The sequence below is a fragment of the Proteus appendicitidis genome (assembly GCF_030271835.1).
GTDB lineage: Bacteria > Pseudomonadota > Gammaproteobacteria > Enterobacterales > Enterobacteriaceae > Proteus > Proteus appendicitidis.
In genome coordinates this window covers 3,982,572-3,999,617 of record NZ_CP127389.1, presented here as the reverse complement: position 1 = coordinate 3,999,617, position 17,046 = coordinate 3,982,572, and the positions used below count along the sequence as shown (strand labels likewise).

13 protein-coding genes and 1 tRNA gene are annotated in these 17,046 nt (G+C 39.3%); 8 read left to right on the top strand and 6 right to left on the bottom strand.

Annotation, left to right across the window (positions count from 1 at the left end; translation table 11 throughout):
• Positions 1–27 precede the first annotated feature (27 nt).
• On the bottom strand, positions 28–579 hold the full coding sequence (gene nudE, locus QQS39_RS18215; RefSeq protein ID WP_151436468.1) for an ADP compounds hydrolase NudE: 552 nt from the start codon (positions 577–579) through the stop codon (positions 28–30).
• Between the two features lie 353 nt (positions 580–932).
• Between nudE and umoB the strand changes: the two genes are divergently transcribed.
• The 4 genes from umoB (at position 933) to pckA (ending at position 6,261) form a co-directional block, all read left to right on the top strand.
• Entirely contained in the window at positions 933–3,041 is a 2,109-nt protein-coding gene (gene umoB, locus QQS39_RS18210; protein ID WP_151436467.1) for a flagellar biogenesis regulator UmoB, read from the top strand.
• Between the two features lie 71 nt (positions 3,042–3,112).
• On the top strand, positions 3,113–3,526 hold the full coding sequence (gene hslR, locus QQS39_RS18205; protein WP_151436466.1) for a ribosome-associated heat shock protein Hsp15: 414 nt from the start codon (positions 3,113–3,115) through the stop codon (positions 3,524–3,526).
• 26 nt (positions 3,527–3,552) lie between these two features.
• Positions 3,553–4,437, top strand: coding sequence for an Hsp33 family molecular chaperone HslO (gene hslO / locus QQS39_RS18200; protein ID WP_285805115.1), 885 nt, complete (start codon positions 3,553–3,555; stop codon positions 4,435–4,437).
• A gap of 204 nt (positions 4,438–4,641) precedes the next feature.
• The gene (gene pckA, locus QQS39_RS18195) at positions 4,642–6,261 is read left to right on the top strand and encodes a phosphoenolpyruvate carboxykinase (ATP) (RefSeq protein ID WP_151436464.1); all 1,620 of its coding nucleotides are present in this window, start codon (positions 4,642–4,644) and stop codon (positions 6,259–6,261) included.
• Positions 6,262–6,439: 178 nt separating this feature from the next.
• On the opposite strand, the gene QQS39_RS18190 is transcribed toward pckA, so the two are convergent.
• Positions 6,440–7,141: a pirin family protein gene (locus QQS39_RS18190; RefSeq protein ID WP_285805114.1), complete on the bottom strand. Its 702-nt coding sequence runs from the start codon at positions 7,139–7,141 to the stop codon at positions 6,440–6,442.
• A gap of 601 nt (positions 7,142–7,742) precedes the next feature.
• Positions 7,743–8,960, bottom strand: coding sequence for a BaiN/RdsA family NAD(P)/FAD-dependent oxidoreductase (locus QQS39_RS18185; protein WP_151436462.1), 1,218 nt, complete (start codon positions 8,958–8,960; stop codon positions 7,743–7,745).
• A 306-nt stretch (positions 8,961–9,266) separates the two neighbouring features.
• Between QQS39_RS18185 and pitA the strand changes: the two genes are divergently transcribed.
• Positions 9,267–10,766, top strand: a complete 1,500-nt coding sequence (gene pitA, locus QQS39_RS18180) for an inorganic phosphate transporter PitA (protein WP_151436461.1) — start codon at positions 9,267–9,269, stop codon at positions 10,764–10,766.
• Between the two features lie 67 nt (positions 10,767–10,833).
• Here the strand turns inward: pitA and uspB are convergent, their stop codons facing one another.
• Positions 10,834–11,166, bottom strand: a complete 333-nt coding sequence (uspB, locus tag QQS39_RS18175) for a universal stress protein UspB (RefSeq protein WP_006534411.1) — start codon at positions 11,164–11,166, stop codon at positions 10,834–10,836.
• Positions 11,167–11,572: 406 nt separating this feature from the next.
• On the opposite strand from uspB, the gene uspA reads away from it, so the two are divergent.
• Together uspA and gdhA are read left to right on the top strand one after the other, a co-directional pair.
• A complete protein-coding gene (uspA, locus tag QQS39_RS18170; RefSeq protein WP_069369439.1) occupies positions 11,573–12,004 on the top strand; it encodes a universal stress protein UspA in 432 nt (143 codons plus the stop codon).
• A gap of 254 nt (positions 12,005–12,258) precedes the next feature.
• Positions 12,259–13,599 (top strand): NADP-specific glutamate dehydrogenase, encoded by a 1,341-nt coding sequence (gdhA, locus tag QQS39_RS18165; protein WP_285805113.1) that lies wholly within the window; start codon positions 12,259–12,261, stop codon positions 13,597–13,599.
• Positions 13,600–13,671: 72 nt separating this feature from the next.
• Here gdhA and rsmJ read toward each other — a convergent pair whose 3' ends face one another.
• Complete coding sequence (gene rsmJ, locus QQS39_RS18160; RefSeq protein WP_109374175.1) at positions 13,672–14,418, bottom strand: 16S rRNA (guanine(1516)-N(2))-methyltransferase RsmJ; 747 nt, start codon at positions 14,416–14,418, stop codon at positions 13,672–13,674.
• Positions 14,419–14,421: 3 nt separating this feature from the next.
• A complete protein-coding gene (prlC, locus tag QQS39_RS18155) occupies positions 14,422–16,464 on the bottom strand; it encodes an oligopeptidase A (protein WP_285805112.1) in 2,043 nt (680 codons plus the stop codon).
• Positions 16,465–16,704: 240 nt separating this feature from the next.
• On the opposite strand from prlC, the gene QQS39_RS18150 reads away from it, so the two are divergent.
• Positions 16,705–16,799: transfer RNA gene (locus QQS39_RS18150), tRNA-Sec, on the top strand.
• Positions 16,800–17,046 lie beyond the last annotated feature (247 nt).

Sequence of the window (17,046 nt, the reverse complement as noted above, 5' to 3'; positions counted from 1 at the left end):
GGATGTTAAAGTCCGGTTTTTTATTATCTATTTATTTTGTAATAGATAGCGGTGGGCTAAGAAGAGAGCACTAACACTACGAGCTTCTGTAAAATCTGGGTGCTCGAGTAAGTCCATCATTTTTGCGATAGGCCAACGTATTTGGATCAGTGGTTCAGGCTCATCACCCTCAAGTTGCTCTGGATAAAGATCATGCGCGATGACAATGTTCATTTTGCTAGAAAAGTAAGAGGGTGCCATCGACAGCTTTGCGAGTTCTATTAATGAGTGAGCGCCATAGCCAATTTCTTCTTTTAGTTCGCGGTTTGCAGCTTGTAGGGCATTTTCACCAGGATCAATTGCGCCTTTGGGAAAACCAAAGTCGTAATTTTCGATACCTACGGCGTATTCACGAATAAGAATAATATTGTCATCAATAATAGGAACAATCATAACGGCTTCACGATTAGCGGGCTTCATTCGCTCATAAGTGCGCTTTTCTCCGTTACTAAACTCCAGATTAACGGATTGGATCTGAAATAATTGAGAACGGGCGATGTTATCAATGTTTAATATATTGGGTTTTTTTAGTTCTTTCATAACAGTCCCTGACAGAATAGAGATTAACCTGAATTTAACACATTAATGACAAAATAAATCTAACAATTAGATTTAGCTTTTAAAGGAAAATTGAGTACACTCCGCTATCAAATCTAGTTATTTATTGATTTTTTGAGAATATTATTATTTATTGATTCGCTATTTTACCCGAAGATAGCATTGTTAGCGGATATAAACTTGATTATAGATATAAATTATAACGCGACTACAAAAATATAATCTATTGTATTTAAATAAAAAATAGAACAAAAGAATAGGAATTGCCTTATGTTAGGCAGGGTTTTAAATTTGTTATTGTTACTACGCAGCATCAGTATAAGCATGGGGAAAAAATGAGATTATCAGTCATTATATTGGCTATCTTGATGATAAGCCTATTTATAATGGCCGCCTTTCTATTCTTTAAAAGAAGGCGGCTTGATGGCTCACATCATCTCCCATCTCTCGCTAAACCTACTTATCGCAAGCTCACTTCTGATGACTATGGGCTTATTAGTGATTATTTATCTTATTTTGGTACCTCTAATTTCTCTTCTGGCTATTCATTACAAAACTTCCCCGATATGCCAATTAAAGGCGAAGTCGTTGCTACATTAAGAAATATCGTTAATCGCTTTGCAGGTTCTAGTGAAGGATTAAATCATTGGCGTTATTATATTGATGCTGTAGAAATTCATATTCCCCCGCTGCTTGTTCCTTATCTTCAGCAAGAAAACGTTCTCGATGTTGTCTGTACCCCTTCGATCCCCATCGTTATTGGTGTGAATGGACATTTTTTAAAAGACGAAAAAATTCATTTTTCTTCGCTAAGTTTAAAACAGCTGTCTGAACCAATATTGGCAAATGGTTCATCAACTATCCAAAAGAACGAAGGTGATGCGGCTCACTTATTACAAATCCGAGAAGAAACAAACGAAGAATACCGATTACATAACTCATCTGGTTTTTGGGATGGTTCTTTTGTTTGTATAGGGCTTACGCTGTGCCTAACAGCCTTAATGATGCCTCAAGTTTTTCTTCCTTGGATCTTAGCGACCGGTGGTGCTTTTCTTGCTGTTGGTATTTTTCTGATCCACAACCCTTTAATCAAACCACGTAAACAAGAAATCCACTGTTTTAAAGGACGCTTAAAGCGCTGGGGGCTTTTTGGTAACTTTGATCATGGGCAAGTAAAAAATGTTTCTTTAGGGGGGATTGATCTGGTTTATCCGCCTCATTGGGAGCCTTATATTCAAAGCGATATTGATAAGGTGACCTATTTAGAAATGTATCCAAGTCATCATGTTGTAAAGCAAGGAAACTACCTTTCATTGCATGATGAAGAGAAAAATTATCCTTATAAACGGTATATTAAAAATATTATTTTCGTTTTTTGGAGCTTGTTTATTATTGGAATGTTGTATCTTTATCAGCCACTTTCTCTTTCAATGAAACTCAGTTTTTCATGGCTTAAAGATACAGAGCCTCATTTAGTCACTAATTTTACTGAGTTAGAAACAACCAATTTGCATGTCGGGGATATTATTCAAGCTAAAGGGGTTGGGATGTGCTATATGCCACCTAATTTATCAAGTAAGAATAATAAAACGATTTTTGCACCTTTTGATTGCTCAGGGATTTATTGGAATAACAGTAATCCAATGCCAATGCCTGAATCGAGCACGATAGAAAAAGCCGCGGCTTTATTGCATATGGTTGAAGAGCAATTACACCCTGTTTCTAATAACCGAGTTAACCCAAGTTTAGGCCAAGCGATTACTAAATCTGGGATGAATTTGCTAGATAATTTTGATGGCATTGTGTTGAAAACACAGGATTTATGCCCCCGAGAAAATGAATGTATTCGGCTAAAAATGGCGCTAGTTAACTTAAGTAACGTCAATGATTGGGCAGCATTAATTCAACGAGCTGAAAGCGGTAAATTGACCGGAACGAATGTTTTATTGCGTGCAGTAAGTGCTGAGGCCTTGGAAAAGCTTATCGACACCACCACATCCTCTTTTATCTACCGAGAAATAGATAAAGCCGCAATACTGTTAAACAGCCCTCCACCGGGTGGTGTGCTGTTAATCAGTGATGAAAGAAAACAGCTTGTTGATTATGCTTCAAGTTCAAACTCAGTGTTTGAACCTACTCCGTTAGAACAGTGGCGAGAATTACAACGTTTATCCGATATTTTATTGCATACACCTTTTGATACGGGTGGCGTAATAACGGGTATGGTTGTCGATGCGAATGGCACGTTACAGATATTTTTACATAGCCTGCCAGACTCGATGACAATGTTATATTACATCGGTAATACGGTATTGTTGCTTCTTGCTATCGGGTTCTTAGTATTGAACCTATTTCTTATCATCCGGCGCCGGCGACAAAACAACCAACGCATGAATAAAATCAGTCTCTACTATGAGCACTGTTTTTATCGCCCTCCTCAGTAAGTCCCTTGTTGTGGAAGGCCATGTGTTTACACTATCGCCTTCGTAAAGAAGTTGAAGTTAAGGAGAAAGGGATGAGTCAACCATCACAAGACAGTGGTGTCCGCTTAGATAAATGGCTTTGGGCTGCTCGTTTTTATAAAACGCGTGCCATTGCGCGCACGATGATTGAAGGTGGTAAAGTCCATTACAATGGTGTGAGAGGTAAGCCAAGTAAAATCGTTGAAGAAGGTGCAGAAGTACGCCTACGACAAGGTAATGATGAACGGACGGTAACCATTCTCATGGTGAGTGCTCAGCGACAAGGTGCTACACAAGCGCAGACACTTTATTGCGAAACGCCAGAGAGTATTGCTAAAAGAGAAAAAATTGCTCTAGCAAGAAAAATGAATGCGTTAACAATGCCTCATCCTGAGCGTCGCCCTGATAAAAAGGAAAGACGCACCTTACTTCGCTTCAAACAGACAAATTTACAAGAATCGGATTAACCGGTTCCCTGAAATGAGAGAAAATTATGTCTAAAAAAGACGCTTTATCACGTTTTTTATTCGAAAAAAACGCGGTACGTGGTGAATTAGTCAATGTGACTGAAACCTATCAATCAATGCTTGAAAATCACCATTATCCTGAGCCAGTTCAATGCCTTCTGGGTGATTTATTAGTGGCAACGAGTTTGTTAACAGCGACGCTTAAATTTGAAGGAGATATTACGGTTCAAATTCAAGGTGATGGCCCAGTACGATTGGCGGTTATTAATGGCAACAATAATCAACAAATGCGTGGTGTTGCGCGTGTTGGTGATGATGTTAAGGCTGGTAGTACCTTAAAAGAGATGATCGGTAATGGTTTTATGGTCATCACGGTAACGCCTGAAAAAGGTGAACGTTATCAAGGTATTGTTGCTCTTGATGGTGAAACTATTGAAGCATGTATTGATAACTACTTTAAGCAATCAGAACAGCTACCTACACGCGTATTTATTCGTAGTGGTATGCAAGCGGGCAAACCAGCCGCAGCGGGTATGTTATTACAAGTATTGCCTGCGTCAGAAGAGTTCACCGCAGAACATACTGCTGAACACTTTGAATTGCTGACACAGTTAACACACACAATCAAAGCTGAAGAGCTATTTACGCTAGATACTAAAGAGATCTTACATCGCTTATATCATGAGGAAGATGTCACTCTTTATGATCCTCAAGTTGTTGAATTCCATTGTACTTGTTCGCGTGAACGTTGTGAAAATACATTAGTAACATTGTCGGAAGAAGATGTGAACCACCTGTTGCAAGAACAGGGAAATATTGATATGGAATGCGAATATTGTGGAACACATTATATCTTCACAGAGAATGATATTAATAAAATCAATGAGTTAAATAAGTCAGAATTGCACTGATTCGATTTAGCAAGACGGTTTTATCAAAAGGACGCTATTTTGCGTCCTTTTTTATTCAACAATTTTTCTTTAGTTTTGTGCATTAGCTCTCGTTCTTAACATAAAAAAATTATAAATTTTCAAAATATTGATAACAATCGCTGTTAATTACTCGTAACACCTTAATATTATTCGCAGAAAGGTCTATTTATCAGGAGCAAAACTATGAGCGTTAAAGGTCTTACCCCTAAGGATCTCCAGCAGTACGGTATTAAGGACACGAGTGAAATCATTTATAACCCAAGCTATGAGCTGTTATTTAATGAAGAAACCAAGCCTGAATTAACAGGTTACGAGCGAGGCACACAAACCTCGTTAGGCGCTATTGCCGTTGATACAGGTATATTTACTGGACGTTCTCCGAAAGATAAATACATTGTTCGTGATGATGTTACGCGTGACACCGTATGGTGGGCTGATCAGGGTAAAGGTAAAAATGATAATAAGCCACTTTCACAAGAAGTGTGGGCTGACTTAAAATCATTAGTAACCAATCAGCTATCAGGCAAACGTTTGTTTGTTGTCGATGCATTTTGTGGTGCGAATGCGGATACACGTTTGAAAGTTCGTTTTATCACAGAAGTTGCTTGGCAAGCGCATTTTGTTAAAAATATGTTTATTCGTCCTGAACAAGAAGAGCTGGAAAATTTCACACCAGACTTCATTGTGATGAACGGAGCGAAATGTACAAATCCAAATTGGAAGGCGCAAGGTCTGAATTCAGAGAACTTCGTTGCTTTCAATTTAACTGAACGCATTCAGTTAATTGGTGGTACTTGGTACGGTGGCGAGATGAAGAAAGGTATGTTCTCTATGATGAACTACTTCCTTCCTCTTAAAGGCATCGCTTCTATGCACTGCTCCGCAAACGTTGGCGAAAGTGGTGATGTTGCTATTTTCTTTGGTCTATCAGGCACAGGTAAAACAACCCTTTCAACCGATCCTAAGCGTAAGTTAATTGGTGATGATGAACATGGTTGGGATGATGACGGCGTGTTTAACTTTGAAGGTGGTTGTTATGCGAAAACAATCCACTTATCAAAAGAAGCTGAACCTGATATCTATGGTGCAATTAAACGTGATGCACTGTTAGAAAACGTGGTTGTGTTATCTGATGGTTCTGTTGATTTCGACGATGGTTCGAAAACAGAAAATACCCGTGTTTCTTACCCTATTTATCATATTGATAATATCGTTAAACCTATTTCCAAAGCAGGTCATGCTAAGAAAGTTATTTTCTTAACAGCGGATGCTTTTGGTGTGTTACCTCCTGTTTCACGTTTAACACCAGAACAGACGCAATACCACTTTTTATCCGGCTTCACCGCTAAACTTGCGGGAACTGAACGTGGTGTGACCGAGCCAACACCAACATTCTCAGCCTGTTTTGGTGCAGCATTCTTATCTCTGCACCCAACACAATATGCTGAAGTATTGGTAAAACGTATGCAAGCATCAGGTGCAAAAGCCTACTTGGTTAATACAGGTTGGAACGGTACAGGTAAACGTATCTCGATTAAAGATACACGCGCTATTATTGATGCCATCTTAAATGGTGATATTGATAAAGCACCAATGAAAACATTACCTGTATTTGATTTAGAGATCCCAACCGCACTACCAGGCGTTAACAGCGAAATCTTAGATCCTCGTGATACTTATGCTGATAAAGCACAATGGGATACTAAAGCAGACGATCTGGCTGATCGCTTTGTGAAAAACTTTGATAAATATACGGATACCCCAGCGGGTCAAGCGTTGACTAAAGTGGGACCAAAACGTTAATTTTTATTAGCATGAATAAAAGACACCAAACTCATAGGATGTGATTTTGGTGTTTTTTTATTTGAGATCTTCGAGATAAAAAAAATCCCTGAAATGCGAGAAGATTTCAGGGAATACAAAGAAAATAAAGTGAAATTGTTTATTAGAGAAAAAGTGACTTTAGAGGGTGATAACCCAACTATGCTGTTACTGGAGGTAAATCAAACAGTAAAATTTCACTGTCCTCATCACCAACGAAACGGATCATATCTTCATTTGCGATAGCCACACCATCACTGGTGGTCGCAATTATGTCATTAATCGTTATTTTGCCTTTCACTACTTGTAGCCAAACATTGCGTCCTGTTTCTACCTGATACTGTGCTTCTTCACCTTTTTTCAGGTTCCAGCGCCATAGCGTCATATCTTGAAAGACTTTTAAAGAACCATCACGAGCATCTGGCGATAAAATAAGTTGTTTACTCACTGAGGTATCAAAACGACGTTGATCGTAACGTGGTGTGATACCGGTGGTGCTAGGCATAATCCAAATTTGGTAAAAATGCAGCCCTTTATCACTATTTGGATTATATTCTGAGTGAGTAATACCTGTACCTGCACTCATTATTTGAAACTCACCTGCAGGAACATTTTCTTTATTACCCATGCTGTCTTGATGCTCGATATTACCTTCAAGCACATAGGTTAAAATTTCCATGTCTTTATGTGGATGAGTACCAAAACCTTTACCGGGTATTACGCGATCTTCATTAATAACTCGTAGTGCAGAAAATCCCATAAAATCACGATCGTAATAATTTGCGAAAGAGAAGGTATGCCAGCTATCTAGCCAACCATGATTAGCGTGTCCTCTTTCATTTGCTTTGCGTAGATAAATCATAATGTGTTTCCTTCTCTGAAGTTGTTGAACACAGTTTACCCAGTAGCGCAAAGTAAAAAAGCGGAGGAATTTAACCTGAAGATCCAAATAATTTGAATAAGAGAAAACAAAAACATCGAATGAGTTCTAGAAAAGAAAAAAGCCAGCACCCGGCTGGCTAAAGTAAAACACTGGAAGCAATGTGAGCAATGTCGTTCTTTCATATGACCCTGAAGGTGGTGCATCTGAAAGTGTTATTGATGATAATGGTTCTCAGTATCATTTGTAAAGCCCTTTTTTTAAGCAAATTAGAAAAAAGAGCTAAAAAAGTTTTAACTTACTGATTAACGAGTTATTTTATTTTAATAATTTTTTAAAACAGTAATATAACCAAATAGTTAACAATATTCTTTATGGGGTCATTTATAAAGAAAAGAAGAGAAAATGTGGTATAAAACCAGAGGAAAGGAAGGGATATAAGGTATTTTGGATCTCTACCGAGAAATACCAGAAGAAAAAGCCATCATTGATTGATGATGGCTGGTTTTTATTATGTATGAGTTATAAGTTTATAGAATTATAAAACCAATATTTATAACTTTAACATTTGCACATTTATTCATTATTGTTCAACAACAGTCGATTTTGGTGTTGAAATAAGGCTCTGCGCACAGGCATAAGCCGAGCTCCACGCCCACTGGAAGTTATATCCACCTAACCAACCCGTCACATCAACCACTTCGCCAATAAAATAGAGTCCTTTTACTTTTGTGGCTTCCATGGTTTTAGAGGAAATAGCTCGAGTATCTACACCGCCTAGTGTGACTTCTGCGGTGCGATATCCCTCAGTACCATTGGGCTGAATTTGCCATTCTTGTAGTAACGTTGCAATTTGTGTAATACGTTCATTACTCAGTTGAGTCAGAGAAACATCAGGTAACTGTTTATTTTCTATCATTATTTCAATAAAACGCTTTGGTAATAAGCGAGAAAGCGTGTTTTTTACTAATTGATTTGGATGCTCTTGACGTTTTTCTTGTAGCAGGCTTTCAAGATCAATACTTGGAAGTAAGTTAATACTTACATACTCTCCAGCTTGCCAATAACTTGAAATTTGCAAAATCGCAGGACCTGAAAGACCACGATGTGTGAAAAGAATGTTTTCTTTAAAACTTGTGCCATTTTTTGCCGTCACAATAGCGGGTACCGCTACGCCGGATAGTTGGCTTAATTGCTCAAGTTGGGGTTTATGCAGAGTAAAAGGCACTAAACCGGCGCGAGTGGGTAAAACAGGAAGCCCAAACTGTTCAGCAACTTTATAGCCAAAAGGGGTTGCCCCTAAACCAGGCATAGAAAGACCACCACTGGCAATGACTACCGAAGGTGTTGTGATGGTTTTTCCATCAACAAAAATAGTAAAGCCCGTATCTGTTTTCTCGATTTGTGTGACTTCACTACGTAAGCGAACACTTACTTTCCCTTTTTGACATTCAGTGAGTAATAAATCAACAATTTGCTGTGCTGAATCATCACAAAATAGCTGCCCGAGCGTTTTTTCATGGTAGGCGATGTTATGTTGTTGCACTAATTCAATAAAATCCCATTGTGTATAGCGAGCAAGCGCTGACTTACAGAAATGAGGATTCTCTGATAAGTACGCGGAAGGTTCGATATACATGTTGGTGAAATTACAACGCCCACCACCTGACATTAGAATTTTACGGCCCGCTTTTTTACCATTATCGAGGACTAAAACAGATAATCCTGCTTGTCCTGCTAAAGACGCACAAAAAAGCCCCGCGGCACCTGCACCTATAATTACTGTATCGTATGATCCCACAATGATGTCTCGTTCTTGGTTTTCTCTGACTACTTAATCAATGATTTTCGCGTAAGATCAGAGTATTTTGTAAAATTATATGGAGAAATCTGCATTTTTCACCTAAATTCTTATAAGCAAGGAAAAAATTGTCAGAAATTTACTTTTTTTTATTTTTATTAATTAAATGATATATAAGGAATTATCTTAAAAAGGCTCTGATTTTCTTGGTTATCAAATCAAAAAAAGGTTAAATTTTGCTTCCACCGTTCGCATTTGTCGCTGATAATGCGCCGCGTTCATGTCCAACTAACTGGCTTAACGTCTATGCTACATTTGTTTACTGACCTAGAATTTCACACAGGTTTGATGTTGGTTTTAGCACTGTTATTTGTGCTATTTTATGAAGCTATTAACGGCTTCCATGATACCGCAAATGCGGTAGCAACTGTTATCTATACTCGTGCTATGCGTGCGCAATTTGCGGTCGTGATGGCGGGTGTATTTAACTTCCTTGGAGTTTTGCTCGGTGGATTGAGCGTAGCTTATGCTATCGTTCACTTGTTACCGACAGATCTTCTGCTGAATGTGAGCTCAGCTCATGGCCTTGCCATGGTCTTCTCGTTGCTGTTAGCCGCCATTATCTGGAACTTAGGTACATGGTATTTCGGTATTCCAGCATCAAGTTCACATACGCTGATAGGTGCTATCATTGGTATTGGTTTAACAAATGCTATCGTGACAGATTCGTCTATCGTTGACGCATTAAACATACCAAAAATGATCAGTATCTTCCTATCACTCATTCTTTCACCAATTATCGGCTTGGTTATTGCAGGCGCGATGATTTTCTTACTGCGCCGTTACTGGAGTGGTACGAAAAAACGTCGTCGTATTCACCTGACACCTGCTGAACGTGAGAAGCAAGATGGTAAGCGTAAGCCGCCATTTTGGACCCGTACTGCACTGATTTTATCTGCAGTTGGGGTAAGTTTCTCTCATGGTGCAAATGATGGGCAGAAAGGTATCGGTCTTATCATGTTGGTATTAATTGGCGTTGCGCCTGCGGGCTTTGTCGTCAATATGAGTGCAAGCGGATACGATATCACCAAAACTCATGATGCCGTTGTACACTTACAACAATATTATGAGAAACATCAGCCAGCACTACAGCATGCTATTGATAATACACCAGTAGTACCAGCGCAAGCTGATGCTAGCGATACAGATTTCCATTGTAATAGCGCAAGAACGCCAATTGTTCTGAATCAAACAGAACAGCTGCTTGCAAATATTGGCTCTTATGATGAGCTAACCGCAGACCAGCGTGCTCAAATGCGTCGATTACTTATGTGTATCGCTGATACCGCAACAGAAGTGGCTAAATTACCAGAAACTAGCGCCCAAGATGCACGGTTCTTAAAAACATTGAGTCGTGACCTGCTAAACACCGTGGAATATGCTCCGATTTGGATCATTGTCGCCGTGGCATTAGCGCTCTCTATCGGGACCATGGTAGGTTGGAAACGCGTTGCAGTAACGATTGGTGAGAAAATTGGTAAAAAAGGTATGACCTACGCTCAAGGGGTTTCTGCGCAAGTAACAGCCGCAGTTTCTATCGGTGTAGCAAGTTATACGGGTATGCCTGTATCAACAACACAAGTTCTGTCATCTGCAGTTGCAGGTACGATGATTGTTGATGGTGGTGGTGTTCAAACGAAGACAGTGAAAAACATTGCGCTGGCTTGGATCTTAACATTACCAGTTAGCATTGGTTTATCAGGTTTACTTTATTGGATATCACTTACATTTATTGTGAATAGCTGATAACAATAATTACCCAAGTTTGTTTATAAACGGTGACTTTTAGTCACCGTTTTTTTGTTTTTGTCGCTTACCAAAAAAGCATGGCAATTAAACTTGCGACAGCCAAAATACAAAAACGGCTAACAAGATAAAATTGCCGATAAATTCGCTCACAACGCATAATGACTTCAGGATTATGATGATTGATGTATTGGCGTTGGTTGATATAGCGAATGAGTCTTAGTTGTTTTGAAAATTGTCCGTGCATAGTAAAAAATCCATTGCCATCCACAGATTGGTAGAGCAAAGGATCAGATTGGCGCAATATTGTGAGTAATACCCGAATAGATGAAAAATAACGCATCATATTAATCAGGCAAAGAATACATAGCGCCCAAAAGACAACAATGACATTAAACATAATCCCCTCCCTAGAATAATAGATTCTGAGATGAGAAAACCTTTACCAATAAAGGTTACTTTTTTCTCTAATTTAAGTTTAGGTGAAATTAAGCAATAAACAAAAGTGACTTTTTCAAGTTGTTTCCTTTTTCAGAAAAAAAGATAAAAAATAACTCTAAAAGGGTGCTTTTGTTGTTTTTTATACTCAATTCTCATTATTATGATGTTATTGTCGGTGAATGACATCGTGCTAATGTAAAATAGTGTATATTGTTATTTATCGATAGATGCTTTCTTGATGAATTTGACATAAGTTGTGATCAAGGCGACATCTAACTTTCATCTTAAAACGTTATATTTAATACATAGGATTTAGGCTTAACCGCCTTTCCAACCGATTAATCAGCTTATGGAAGGAGTTCACGATGGCTTATAAGCATATTCTAGTGGCAGTTGATTTATCCCCTGAGAGTAACGTCTTAGTACAGAAAGCTGTATCTATGGCAAAACCCTATAATGCCAAAGTTTCCTTAATTCACGTTGATGTTAACTACTCTGATCTTTATACCGGTCTAATTGATGTCAACCTCGGTGATATGCAGCAACGTATTACTGATGAAACCCGTAACGCGTTAAAAGATCTCTCTGATAACTCGGGTTATGAAATTCAAGAAACCCTGAGTGGTAGTGGTGATTTAGGACAAGTTCTAGTCGATGCGATTAAGAAATACGATATGGATTTAGTCGTTTGTGGTCATCACCAAGACTTCTGGAGCAAATTGATGTCATCAGCACGCCAACTAATTAATACTGTGCATGTTGATATGCTAATTGTTCCTCTGAAAGATGATGAATAATAATCGCTTGCTTGTTTAAGCAAAAAAATGCCTGCTTATGCAGGTATTTTTTTGCCTAAAATTCCTATTTTTCCTGTCGTTAAAGCGAGTCAACCTTTTTTTTTTGTCTAATTGTGAAAAAAATGTCTTGAAGTGTGAATGTATTTTAATGATATATTCAAGAAGCAAAACAACATCAACCTCACAAAACCCAAAAATATTCCGAATAAATGAGGTTATGCCAACATCACATTACACAAAAAAGGAATAACTGAATGAATATATCTGGCTCATTATCTTCGTTTTTAGAAGGGGTAGAAAAATATAACGCTCATCAACCTGAGTATCATCAGGCGGTTCGTGAAGTTTTTACCACTTTGTGGCCTTTTTTAGAGAAAAACCCACAATATCGTGAACAATCATTACTTGAGCGCTTAGTAGAGCCTGAACGTATTATCCAGTTTCGCGTCTGTTGGTTAGATGATAAAGGGCAAGTGCAAGTTAACCGAGCATGGCGTATCCAATTTAACTCCGCCATTGGACCTTACAAAGGTGGTATGCGTTTTCATCCATCAGTAAATCTTTCTATCCTAAAATTCTTAGGTTTTGAACAAACATTTAAAAATGCATTAACGACATTACCGATGGGAGGAGCCAAAGGTGGCTCTGATTTTAATCCTAAAGGTAAAAGCCATGGGGAAGTGATGCGCTTTTGTCAGGCATTGATGACTGAACTTTATCGCCATTTAGGCGCTAATACAGATGTTCCTGCCGGTGACATTGGGGTGGGAGCACGAGAAGTCGGCTTTATGGCCGGCATGATGAAAAAACTGTCTAATAGCAATGAATGTGTATTTACAGGTAAAGGTCTTTCATTCGGTGGCAGTTTAATTCGCCCAGAAGCTACTGGGTACGGTCTGGTTTACTTTACTAATGCGATGCTTAAACGTCATGGTATGTCTCTTGAGGGAATGCGTGTGGCGGTTTCTGGCGCGGGTAACGTTGCACAGTTCACTATCGAAAAATGTTTAGAGTTAGGCGCTAAAGTAATAACAGCATCAGATTCAGGTGGTACTGTGGTTGATGAAGCGGGATTTACCACTGAAAAACTCGCTCGACTCACTGAAATTAAAAATAATTATGGTCGTGTTGAAGAGTACGCAAAAGAATTTGGCTTAACGTATCTTGAAGGGCAACAACCTTGGGCTGTTCCTGTTGATATTGCGTTGCCTTGTGCAACACAAAATGAGTTAGATTGGGAAGCGGCTAAAGTGCTTATCAAAAATGGGGTAAAAGCTGTTGCTGAAGGCGCAAATATGCCAACAACGATTGCTGCAACAGATGCCTTTATTGAAGCGGGTGTCCTTTTTGCACCAGGTAAAGCAGCTAATGCTGGTGGTGTTGCAACCTCGGGGTTAGAGATGGCACAGAATGCGGCACGTTTGAGCTGGAAAGCAGAGAAAGTGGATGCTCGCTTACATCACATTATGTTAGATATTCACCATGCTTGCGTGAATTACGGCGGTGAAGGTAAGCAAACTAATTATATTCAAGGCGCAAACATTGCAGGTTTTGTTAAAGTCGCTGATGCAATGCTGGCACAAGGCGTGTTGTAATTTTCATTGATTCTGAACGGGTGTTTAACACCCGTCAGATTTCAAATTTATTTTTTCCTAATGTGTAAGTAGTTACACACAAGGATAGATATCAAAGCGGTGATTTTTGGTTGTTACATTGGCATGTGCAGGCTGATTATTTAATGGTTCTGCATAATCAGGACGTTTAACTACAACCCTTTTTTTAGCTAACGTAATTGCCGGCTCTAACAGTGCATCTGCATCTTCATCGGCACCCACTAAAGACTGAAACACTCGCATCTCTTTTTTTACTAATGCGCTTTTCGCTTTATGTGGATACATAGGATCAAGATAGACCACATCGGGTGCTGGTGTGATTTCTGTTAGTGCTTGAGCTGAAGAGGCGTGGATCAGTGTCATACGTTCTTGCATCCATTCACCAATATCAGGATCAAGATAAGCACGTTTTAAGCCGTCTTCAAGCAATGCTGCGACAACAGGATGGCGTTCAACCATTCTCACCTTACAACCAATAGACGCCAATACAAATGCATCACGACCAAGCCCTGCCGTTGCATCAACTACATCAGGTAGATAGTCTTTTTTAATGCCGACAGCTTTTGCCACAGCTTCACCTCGACCACCGCCAAATTTACGACGATGTGCCATGGTGCCTTCCACAAAATCGACATAAATGCCACCCAATTTAGGTTCATCTTGTTTGCGTAATTCAAGGTGTGTGGGTGTTAACACTAATGCCATAATTTGCGTTTCATCGTGAACTAAGCCCCAACGTTGCGCTAAATCAGATAAGGCGCTGTTATCAGCGCCTTCTTCACAAAGTAAACAGATATTCACATATCATCCTTTAATGCCGTAGCCTTTGAGCATAGCATCAAGTTGCGGCTCACGACCACGGAAGCGTTTAAACAGTTCCATTGGCTCTTCTGAACCACCACGAGTTAAAATATTATCAAGGAATGATTGACCCGTTTCACGGTTAAAAATACCTTCTTCAGAGAAGCGAGAGAAGGCATCGGCTGCCAGTACATCTGCCCATAAATAGCTGTAATAACCTGCGGCATATCCACCAGCAAAGATATGACTAAAGGCATGAGGGAAACGCGCCCACGGTGTAGAAGGAACCACAGAAACTTTCTCTTTCACACTGTTTAAGATATCCATAATACGCGCGCCTTTAGATGGATCATATTCAGCGTGTAAACGGAAATCAAACAGACCAAACTCCAGTTGGCGTAACACAAACATCGCTGACTGATAATTTTTTGCTTTAAGCATATTATCAAGCATTGCCTGTGGTAATGGTTCGCCAGTTTCGTAGTGACCTGAAATAAAGGCTAACGCTTCTGGCTCCCAGCACCAGTTCTCCATAAATTGGCTTGGTAATTCAACGGCATCCCAAGGCACACCATTAATGCCTGCAACATCTGCGGTATCAATCTGCGTTAACATGTGATGTAAGCCGTGGCCAAACTCATGGAATAGCGTGGTTACTTCATTATGAGTAAACAGTGCCGGTTTATCGCCTACTGGCTTATTGAAGTTACAAGTGAGGTAAGCAACGGGGTTTTGTAGTGAACCATCCGCATGACGCATTCTGCCTATGCAGTTATCCATCCAAGCGCCACCACGTTTGTGCTCGCGTGCATATAAATCAAGATAGAAGCTACCACGTAAAGTATTGCTTTCATCATAAAGCTCAAAGTAACGGACATCATCATGCCAAGTGTCGATATCGTTACGCTCTTTGGCAGTTAAACCATAGATACGATGAACGACTTCAAATAAACCACTTAAAGCACGTTGTTCAGGGAAATAAGGGCGTAGCTGTTCATCATCGATTGAGAATAGGTGTTGTTTTTGTTTTTCGCTGTAATAAGCCAGATCCCACGATTCGAGTTTATCAACACCATAGTGTTCTTTTGCAAATTGAGTGAGTTCTGCTAATTCTTCTTCACCTTGCGGATGAGCGCGTTGGGCTAAATCAGTTAAGAAGCTCAATACTTGCTCAGGAGACTCTGCCATTTTAGTAGCAAGGGATTTTTCAGCATAATTTTTAAAGCCGAGCAGTTGAGCGAGTTCGTGACGTAACGAAAGGATCTCCGCCATAATTTCACTGTTATCCCACTGACCTGCATTTGGACCTTGATCAGAAGCGCGAGTGCTATAAGCAATGCTCATTTCTTTTCGCAGTTCACGGTTATCTGCGTAAGTCCTAACCGGTATATAGCTTGGCATATCAAGTGTTAATAGATAGCCTTCTTGATCTTTCGCTTGTGCAATTGCTTTTGCTGCATCAATCGCACTTTGTGGCATACCAGATAGATCGTCTACATTGGTAATTAATTTAGACCAACCCATTGTGGCATCTAATACGTTATTGCCGTATTTCGCACCTAGTTCTGACATCCGCGCACTGATTTCACCAAAGCGCTGTTGTTTTTCTTTTGGTAGCCCAATACCTGATAATTCAAAGTCACGTAATGCGTTTTCAATCGTTTTTTTCTGTGGTTGAGTTAACGCATTAAAATCAGCACTTTCTTTAATTGATTTATAAGCTTGATATAAACCTTCGTGTTGCCCCATCCATGTACTGAATTCAGACAGCAATGGTAAACTCTGTTCATACGCTTCGCGTAGTTCAGCACAGTTTTTGACAGAATTTAAATGACTAACGGGGGACCAAACACGAGAAAGTTTATCACCTACTTCAGCTAATGGCTGGCAAAGGTTATCCCAGTTAAATTGCGTATTATCAGCCAGTAATTTTTCAACTGTTTCACGGTAAGTTGTTAAGACTTCTTTTAGCGCAGGAACAACATGTTCTGGTTTGATAAGGGAAAATGCAGGTAATCCCGTTGTATTAAGTAATGGATTTGACATAAAAACATCCTGTATTTTGGTTTGCAGTGGCGTAAAACACATCACTGAGTTTATTCGTCATAGAAAGTAAGATGAGGGTGAAACCGCATAAGTTCAATAGTATCGTGGTAATTATCCGAGGTTTTACTCAAAAATGGGATTATTTTATTTGAAAGGGCTTTTATTGATTTGATGCACTTGGGATTAAAAATAATTCAGCGTATAATCATCCCGTTATTTCCTTTTGACCTACTCAAAAATGGAAGATCATCGTCCCCGGTGGGGCGGCTGGACTTCAAATCCAGATGGGGCCGCCAGCGGTCCTTGGCAGGTTCGACTCCTGTGATCTTCCGCCAATTCTTATTCAATTAACCTCCTCAAAAAATCGCTTTTTATGTCTTTATCATATTGTTTTTCGCTAAAACAATAAGTTTATTATCTATTTATAAGCGCTCTTATCTTTGAATACAGAAGCTAAAATTGCTGAATTATATGGAAAAGACGTCCGTACAATTAATAAGTATCTTGTTAATATTTTCCTTAAAAGGGAACTTGCTCAAAACGCAACCATCCGGAAATTCCGGATAGTTCGCCAATAGGGTA